The sequence below is a fragment of the Kribbella sp. genome (assembly GCF_035655035.1).
Classification (GTDB): Bacteria; Actinomycetota; Actinomycetes; order Propionibacteriales; family Kribbellaceae; genus Kribbella.
Genome location: NZ_DASRVN010000233.1, coordinates 1 through 5,574 on the forward strand (window position 1 = coordinate 1; position 5,574 = coordinate 5,574).

The following is a 5,574-nucleotide window of genomic DNA, read 5'->3' on the forward strand; positions in this document are numbered from 1 at the left end:
ACTTCGCGGCGGTCTTCCAGGCGCCCGTCGTGTTTTTCATCCAGAACAACGAGTACGCGATCTCGGTCCCGCTGGCGAAGCAGAGCGCCGCGCCGTCCCTTGCACACAAGGGCGTCGGGTACGGGATACCTGGCGAGCGCACCGACGGCAACGACCTCGCGGCTCTGCTCGCCGTACTCGGCCAGGCCGTGGCCAAGGCCCGCGCCGGTGAGGGACCGCAGCTGATCGAGGCGCACACGTACCGCGTGCAGGCGCACACCAACGCCGACGACGCGACCCGGTACCGCGAGGACGCCGAGGTCGCGCCGTGGCTCGACCGCGACCCCATCGAGCGGCTGACGAAGTACCTCACGGAAAACGGTGGATTGGACGACGAGGTACGGCGGAAAGCGGAGGAAAACGCTGTACGGGTTTCCGCACAGCTGCGGGACGGGCTGATGCCGGAACCCGAGGTGGAGCCGGCCGAGATGTTCGCTTACCTGTACGCCGAGCAGACGCAGCAGTTGCGCGAGCAGGCCGCGTTCCTGCGCGACGAGTTGGCCCGAGAGGAGGCCTGACATGGCGCACACGAAGATCTCGATGGCGCAGGCCCTCAACCAGGCGCTCCGCGACGCGATGGCCGCCGACGACACCGTGGTGATGTTCGGTGAGGACGTCGGCGCGCTCGGCGGCGTGTTCCGGATCACCGACGGGCTGACCGCGGAGTTCGGCGAGCTGCGCTGTTTCGACACGCCGCTGGCCGAGGCGGGCATCGTCGGGATGGCGGTCGGGATGGCGATGAACGGAATGCGCCCGGTGGTCGAGATGCAGTTCGACGCGTTCGGGTACCCGGCGTTCGAGCAGGTCGTCTCGCACGTCGCGAAGATGCGCAACCGGACCCGCGGGAAGGTCACGCTGCCGATGGTGATCCGGATCCCGTACGGCGGCGGGATCGGCGGCGTCGAGCACCACAGCGACTCGTCGGAGAGCTACTTCGCGCACACTCCGGGGCTCACCGTCGTGACGCCGGCCACGGTCGCCGACGCGTACGGGTTGTTGCGGAAGGCAATCGAGTTCCCGGATCCGGTGGTGTTCATGGAGCCGAAGAAGCTCTACTGGGCCAAGGAGGAGGTCGACCTCACCGAGTCGCAGCCGGGGATCGGTCGGGCCGTGGTACGGCGGGAAGGCGCGGACGCGACGCTGATCGCGTACGGCCCCGCGGTGCCGGTCGCGCTGGAGGCGGCCGAGGTCGCGGCGGCCGAGGGGCGGCAGCTGACTGTGGTGGACCTGCGGTCGGTGGTGCCGTTCGACGAGGAGACGGTGTGCGCGGCGGTTCGGCGTACCGGTCGGGCCGTTGTCGTCGCGGAGGCAAGCGGTTTCGCGAGTGTGTCGTCGGAGATCGTTGCCCGGGTCACCGAGAAGTGCTTCCACTCGCTGGCGGCGCCGGTGCGGCGGGTGACCGCGTTCGACATCCCGTTCCCGCCACCGAAGCTGGAGAAGTACCAGCTGCCGAGCGTGGACCGGATCCTGGACGCGGTCGACGATCTGCAGTGGGAGGACTCGTGAACACGTTCCTGCTCCCCGACCTCGGCGAAGGGCTGACCGAGGCGGAGATCGTGCGGTGGCTGGTGAAGGTCGGCGACGTGATTGCCGTCGACACACCGATCGCGGAGGTCGAGACGGCGAAATCGATCGTGGAGCTGCCGTCGCCGTACGCCGGGGTGATCGAGGAGCTGCACGGCGAGCCCGGTACGACGGTCCCGGTCGGGCAGCCGTTGATCACGGTTGGCGACGCGTCCGGGGCGGCGTACCGCGAGGAGGAGCGGGCCGGGTCGGGCAACGTGCTGGTCGGGTACGGGACGGTGGAGTCGGCCGGGGCGGGGCGGCGCCGGAAACCGCGGGTTTCCGGAACAAATCCGGCACCAGTTGCCGAAAAGGTTCCGGAAAGGCACGTTCCGTTGGTGATCTCGCCGTTGGTACGGCGGATGGCGCGGGACGGCGGGGTGGATCTACACGAGTTGACCGGATCCGGTCCCGACGGCCTGATCGTCCGCCGCGACGTGGAACACGCGATCGCATTCCGCGCCCACCAAACCTCCGATGTTCAGGCGTCCGTGGCGCAGGCGTCCGTGGTGGGGTCTGCTGGTGGGGCGGTGGAGTCGCGGACTGGTCTACACGAGTTGCGGCGTACGCCGATGAGTGGGTTCCGGAAGGCAGTCGTCGCGACCTTGAGCCGGAGTCGCGCCGAGATTCCGGAGGCGACCACCTGGGTCGACGTGGACGCAACCGCGCTCCTCGAGCTCCGCGAATCGTTGCGTTCAGCAACAGACCAGGGGCCTGGTCTACTCGCGTTGATGGCCCGGTTCGTGGTCGCCGGACTGCTGAAGTACCCGGAGCTCAACGGGTACGTGGATACCGCGCGCGAGGAGCTTGTCCAGTACGACGGGGTGAACCTCGGCCTGGCAGCACAGACGGACCGTGGTCTCGTCGTACCGGCGGTGGGCAACGCGCACACGTTGACCACCCGCGGCCTCGACGCGGAGATCCGCCGGCTGACCGCGTCCGCACGCGAGGGGCGGCTGACCCAGCAGGAGCTGACCTCCGGGACGTTCACACTGAACAATTACGGCAGCTTCGGCGTGGACGGCAGTGCGGCGATCATCAACCACCCGCAGGTCGCGATCCTCGGCGTCGGCCGGATCATCGACCGGCCGTGGGTGGTCGACGGTGAGATCGCCGTCCGCAAATTGACCCAGCTGTCCCTCGTCTTCGACCACCGGGTCTGCGACGGCGGCACCGCAGCCGCCTTCCTCCGCTTCGTCGCCGACGCTTTCGAGAACCCCGCATCCGCATTCGCGGACCTTTAGGAGAGCGGGCCCTTCGGAGAGCGGACCTTAGGAGATCTGGCGTGGGCGGAGGCCGATGAAGATTACTCGGAGGCCGGAGGTGAAGCGGGATTCTGGGCCGGCGGTGCTTTCGGGGTTCAGGTATGCGGCGAGGTGGTGGGAGTCGAGGCCCATCCGGTCCGCGGACTTCGACGCCCAACGCGCTTCGCTCAGCCCGCTCCGGCGTACCACTGAAAGCCACGCGGAGTCCGCCACCGCCGACCCGATCAGGTAGTGCACGACCGCGGACACCGCCGAGTCCAGATGCGTCCCCTTGAACCCGGCTGCGGCCAGGATGCCCTGCACCCGGTCGGTCAGCGCCTGGTAGTTGGGCCCGAGCCCAGCGTGCGTAGGCAGTAGCTGCGCGGCCCACGGATGCGCACACAACGCCTGGTACGCAGCCATCAACACACCGGTCGCCTGCTCACGCCAATCGCCCTGCACCTCGACCAACGCATCACCCAGGACAGTGTCGACGACGAGCTCGAGCAGGTCGTTCTTGTTCGCGATCCGCCAGTACAAGGCCGAGGTTGCGGCGGTGCCCAGCTCGGCCGCCATCACCCGCATCGAGAACGTGTCCAGCCCGTCCCGGTCCAGCACCCGGATCGCGGTCGCGACGATGTCCTCCCGGCTCAGCCGGCTCCGGGTCGGCTCCGGCTCATCGCGCAACCACACGGATCCGAGCGCCGTCCGTCGATCTGCCTCACGCACTGAAACAGTGTGTCACATCCGGGAACACCGTTTCACAACCAAAGTCAGAGCAGCCAGCGACCTCGGTACGACGACCTGCCCGCCGTACTGGCGAAGACTCGAAGCCATGACGATCAACCGGGCCCAGTTCCTCGCCCTCGGGACAGCCGCAGCGACGGCGGGAATGGTGACACCAGCCGCGGCGGCACCGAAGCGGCTCACGTTGAAGGGCGTCGCGTACGACACCGGCGGCGGCCCCGACGACAGCCGGGCGCGCTGGCGGAACAGCCTGATGCGCGGCGAGATCCACGCCGTCCGGCACCGGCTGCACGCGAACTGGGTCAGCATCTACGGCAGCGACGTACGCAGGCTGATCGACACCGCGACCGCGGCGCTCGAAGAGGGGCTGACGGTGTCGATCCAGCCGCGGGCGTTCGACGAGCCGCAGACGGCGGAGCTCGAGAAGCTGCGCCGGGTCGCGGTCGAGGCGGAGCGGTTGCGGCGGCGGTACGACCGTGAGGTGATCCTGGTCGTGGGGTGCGAGTTCATGCTGTTCACGCCGGGGATCGTGCCGGGCGCGAGCTTCTCCGAGCGGGTCGAGTACCTGACCAAGGGCGGCTTCGACATGGCCGCGCTGCAGCGGAAGTTCCGCGCCTTCACCGCCCGGATGGTGAAGGTTGCCCGGAGCAACTTCCACGGGCGGGTCACGTACGGCGCCGCGTCCGATCTCGAGCAGGTGGACTGGTCGATCTTCGACATCGTCGGCCTGGACTACTACTCGTACCACGCGAACCACGCCGGCCACGCGAAGGAGCTGGCGCCGTCCCGGCGGTGGAACAAGCCGATCCTGATCCTGGAGTTCGGGTGCTGCACGTTCACCGGTGCGGCGAGGCTGGGTGGGATGGGGTGGGACATCGTCGACTACAGCGGCGACGTCCCCGTCATCCCGCCGCAGTACGTCCGCAACGAGCAGGAGCAGGCGGACCACCTGGCCGACATGCTGCAGGTCTTCACCGAACAGGGCTTCCTGGGCGCCTCGCCGTACACCTTCATCTCACCCGACGCCCCACACCGCCCCCACGACCGTCCCCACGACGAGGACATGGCCGCGTTCAGCCTGTGCAAGGTCCTCCGTTACGAAGACCAGAACCCGGCATCACCGTATCGCTGGCTACCGAAGAAGTCCTTCCACGCGGTGGCGGGCTTCTACAACCGTGTGCCCGCGGTCCAGTAGGCCTGAGGTGAGAGCGACGAGCAGACCGGCAACAGCGAGGGCTGCGCCGACCCAGTTGGGAGCGGTGTAGCCGAGGCCGTGCTCGATGGTCAGTCCGCCGAGATAGGCGCCGACGGCGTTACCCAGGTTGAAGGCGGCGATGTTGGCCGCGGAGGCCAGCGCCGGAGCTCCGTGTGCCTTGTCCATGACTCGCTTCTGCAGCGGGGCGACCGTGGCGAAGCCGGCTGCACCGAAGAGCGCGATCGTCACGGCAGAGGGGATCTTGGCATGCGCCGTGAAGACAAACACCACCAGTACTGCGGCCAGCAGCGTCAAGATCAGGTACAGGCTCGGCATGAGCGACCGGTCCGCTGCCTTACCGCCCAGCAGGTTGCCCACTACGAGCCCACCGCCGAACAGCACGAGCAGCCAGGTCACAGCGCCGGCAGAGAAGCCCGCCACCTCAGTCATCATCGGTGCGATGTAAGTGAACGACGCGAACACACCTGCGAATCCAAGCGCAGTCATAGCGAGCGCCAGCCACACCTGCAGGCTCTTGAACGCCGCCAGCTCGCTCTTGAGACCAGGGCCTTCAGCAGAACCCTGCCGCGGTACCAGGAACACAATGCCGAGCAGTTCGATCGCACCGAGCGCGGTGACCGCCCAGAACGTCGACCGCCACCCGAACTGCTGCCCGAGCGCGGTCCCACCCGGTACGCCGAGCACGTTGGCGATCGTCAGCCCGGTGAACATCAACGCGATCGCACTCGCCTGCTTGGCCTTCGGTACGAGCGACGCGGCTACAAC

General features: G+C 68.1%; 6 protein-coding genes. 4 read left to right on the forward strand and 2 right to left on the reverse strand.

The window, feature by feature from the left end; all coding sequences use genetic code 11:
* The 3 genes from VFF46_RS13345 to VFF46_RS13355 form a co-directional block, all read left to right on the forward strand.
* On the forward strand, nt 1–557 hold a 557-nt coding region (locus tag VFF46_RS13345; RefSeq protein WP_325037416.1), incomplete at its 5' end, for a thiamine pyrophosphate-dependent dehydrogenase E1 component subunit alpha.
* A gap of 1 nt (nt 558) precedes the next feature.
* Nucleotides 559–1,545: an alpha-ketoacid dehydrogenase subunit beta gene (locus tag VFF46_RS13350; protein WP_325037417.1), complete on the forward strand. Its 987-nt coding sequence runs from the start codon at nt 559–561 to the stop codon at nt 1,543–1,545.
* The gene (locus VFF46_RS13355) at nt 1,542–2,846 is read left to right on the forward strand and encodes a dihydrolipoamide acetyltransferase family protein (protein WP_325037418.1); all 1,305 of its coding nucleotides are present in this window, start codon (nt 1,542–1,544) and stop codon (nt 2,844–2,846) included. The genes VFF46_RS13350 and VFF46_RS13355 overlap by 4 nt, the downstream gene beginning before the upstream one ends.
* Before the next feature lie 27 nt (nt 2,847–2,873).
* On the opposite strand, the gene VFF46_RS13360 is transcribed toward VFF46_RS13355, so the two are convergent.
* Nucleotides 2,874–3,575, reverse strand: coding sequence for a TetR/AcrR family transcriptional regulator C-terminal domain-containing protein (locus VFF46_RS13360; RefSeq protein ID WP_325037419.1), 702 nt, complete (start codon nt 3,573–3,575; stop codon nt 2,874–2,876).
* 106 nt (nt 3,576–3,681) lie between these two features.
* Between VFF46_RS13360 and VFF46_RS13365 the strand changes: the two genes are divergently transcribed.
* Nucleotides 3,682–4,788: a hypothetical protein gene (locus tag VFF46_RS13365; protein WP_325037420.1), complete on the forward strand. Its 1,107-nt coding sequence runs from the start codon at nt 3,682–3,684 to the stop codon at nt 4,786–4,788.
* Here VFF46_RS13365 and VFF46_RS13370 read toward each other — a convergent pair.
* The coding region (locus tag VFF46_RS13370; RefSeq protein ID WP_325037421.1) for an MFS transporter at nt 4,726–5,574 on the reverse strand (849 nt) is incomplete at its 5' end. The genes VFF46_RS13365 and VFF46_RS13370 overlap by 63 nt on opposite strands.